A 2,676-nucleotide genomic window follows, 5' to 3' on the forward strand; every position below is an offset into this window, starting at 1 on the left:
GAGAACATCATTTGATCCTGCAGGTGAATACGAACGACCCCGCAGCGATGAATCTCGCGCTCAACAACGCAACCAATGTGACGCAATACTACAAGGACGCCGGCGAGAAGGTGAAGATCGAGGTCGTCACGTTCGGGCCCGGCCTGCACATGCTGCGTGAAGACACCTCGCCGGTAAAGACGCGCATCGAAGAGATGGCCCTGAGCACGCCCGAGGTTTCGTTCAAGGCCTGCGGCAACACCCAGGAGAAGATGCAGAAGGCCGAGAACAAGGACATACCGATTGTTCGGCAGGCGGAGGTCGTGAAGTCGGGCGTCGTGCGCGTGATGGAATTGCAGGAGTTGGGCTGGGCCTACGTCAAACCGTAAGCCAGCCATGTCAGGATCGACCCAAAGCAACCCCAGGTTTCCACCGGGGTCGCGTATTCAGGTGAAACCCACGGCGGGCCCTCGCTTGGCCGGAAAGACTGGGAGGGTGGTTGGCGTTGGATATTACCCGAAGAGTCTCCGTGTGGTTCTCGACGGATCGAAGGCTCCGATCACTCTTCATGCAGACTATGTGGTCGTGATTGACGAGTGAATCGACAATCCACGGCCGTCACGCCGCAACTTCGATGGGCGCGCGCGCGCCGGTCATGAAGGCGACCGCATCCGACATCGTGTATGCCTTGGGATCGATCACCGTGAGCCGCCGACCGAGTCGATGGATATGGATGCGATCGGCGATCTCGAACACATGCGGCATGTTGTGGCTGATCAAGACCACCGAAACGCCGCGCCGTCGCACATCGAGGATCAGTTCCAGCACACGACGCGATTCCTTGACCCCGAGCGCCGCGGTCGGCTCGTCCATGATCACCACGCGCGAGCCGAATGCCGCGGCCCTTGCCACCGCCACGCCCTGGCGTTGACCGCCCGACAAGGTCTCGACGCGCTGGTTGATGCTCTGCACGGTCATGAGGCCAAGCTCGGTGAGCTTCTCGCGCGCGATGCGCTGCATGGCCTTGCGATCGAGCATGCGGCAGATCGTGCCGAGCGGACCCGGCCGGCGCAGCTCGCGGCCGAGAAACATGTTGTCGGCGATCGACAAGCTCGGAGACAGTGCGAGCGTTTGATAGACCGTCTCGATGCCGGCCGCCTGAGCGTCGAGCGGCGAGCGGAACGCGACTGGCATACCGGCCAGCTTGATCTCGCCGGCGTCCGGAACGAGTGCGCCCGAGAGCGCGCGGATCAGCGATGATTTTCCGGCGCCATTGTCTCCGATCACGGCCAGGATTTCGCCCGGATAGAGATCGAAGTCGGCGTGATCGAGCGCCGTCACGCGGCCATAGCGCTTGTTCAATCCGCGCGCCTGCAGGAGCGGTGTTACCCCGGGAACGTTCGGTTTTGCGCTCATGCCGACACCTTGCGAATCCATTGATCGAGGGCGACTGCGATGATGATCAGCCAGCCGACGGCGAATTCCTGCCAGAGCACGTCGACATCGGACAAGGCAAGCCCGTTGCGAAATACGCCGACGATGAGGGCGCCGATCAGCGTGCCGACAATCGAACCCCGCCCGCCGAACAGGCTGGCACCACCGACGACCACCGCCGTGATGCTGTCCAAATTGGCCGTCTGGCCGGCCTGCGGGCTGATCGACCCAATGCGTCCGATCAATGCCCACGCACCGAGCGCGCAAATCACGCCGGCGATCACGTAGACGCTGAAGAGGATGCGGTCGGTTCGGATGCCGGCAAGCCGCGCCGCATCGGGATCGTCGCCCACCGCATAAAGATGGCGCCCGAAGGCTGTGCGATTCAGCACGAACCAGATCAATGCCACGAGTCCGAGCATGAAGAAGGAGCCGTAGGTGAAACGGGCGCCAAAAATGTTCACCGACGTTCCCAGTGCCTGGAGCAACGGGGCGATCTTCGCGACCTCCTGTGAACGGATGGTCTCGGACGCCGAATACCAAAGGTTGAGAGCGAAAAAGATCGACCACGTCCCAAGCGTTACGATGAAGGGCGGCAGCTTGAGCCGGGTCACGAGTGCTCCGTTGACCACGCCGCAGCCGGCGCCTGCGGCGACACCGACAACGAACGCGATCGGAGCCGGCAGTCCCATCGTGACCGCGAGCTTGCCCATGATGACGGAGCACAGCACCATGATGGCCCCAACCGACAAATCAATGCCGGCGGTGATCACGATCAACGTCTGCGCCGCCCCGATCACGCCGATGATCGTAACCTGCTGGATGATCAGCGACAGGTTGAACATCGACAGAAAACGCGAGCCGACGGTAAAGCCGAACGCGGCTACGCTGAGCAGGAGCACAATTGCCGGCACGGCCGTCGGATTGGCGTGCAGAAAGTGCTGAAGCTTCTGCAGCGGCGATCTTGCACGGACTTCGAATTCGGCGACGCGGCTCTCGCCCTTGTCGAGCACAAGCTCGAAGGCCTGGGCAGCCGGGCGGCTACTGCCGATATCAGTCATGGCCGTTTTCCTCGTTGCATGTGGAGACCTGCCAATCTCGGGCGAGCTTCGCCGGCGTTATCTGGCGCCCGGATCATGGGGCGCCAGTCCTTGCCATCGGCTACAAGTCAGGAGTGGGATCAGCCCCAGCACTTCTTCAAGGCGGCGGCGCTGTCGATCGACGGCATCTCGCCGGCCGGCTTGTCGGTAACCAGCTCGACAC

General features: G+C 62.4%; 3 protein-coding genes. 1 reads left to right on the top strand and 2 read right to left on the bottom strand.

Annotated elements, in window-relative coordinates:
* Window positions 1-368 (top strand): DsrE family protein (locus AC1D00_RS35580; protein WP_477013887.1); only part of this gene is annotated, 368 nt, incomplete at its 5' end.
* Window positions 369-597: 229 nt separating this feature from the next.
* On the opposite strand, the gene AC1D00_RS35585 is transcribed toward AC1D00_RS35580, so the two are convergent.
* Both AC1D00_RS35585 and AC1D00_RS35590 read right to left on the bottom strand, forming a co-directional pair.
* Entirely contained in the window at window positions 598-1,416 is an 819-nt protein-coding gene (locus tag AC1D00_RS35585) for an ATP-binding cassette domain-containing protein (protein ID WP_167771232.1), read from the bottom strand.
* Window positions 1,392-2,474 (bottom strand): ABC transporter permease, encoded by a 1,083-nt coding sequence (locus AC1D00_RS35590; protein WP_404553846.1) that lies wholly within the window; start codon window positions 2,472-2,474, stop codon window positions 1,392-1,394. Before AC1D00_RS35590 ends, AC1D00_RS35585 begins: the two co-directional genes overlap by 25 nt.
* Window positions 2,475-2,676: the final 202 nt, after the last annotated feature.

This window comes from Bradyrhizobium sp. P2_E8, assembly GCF_056403875.1.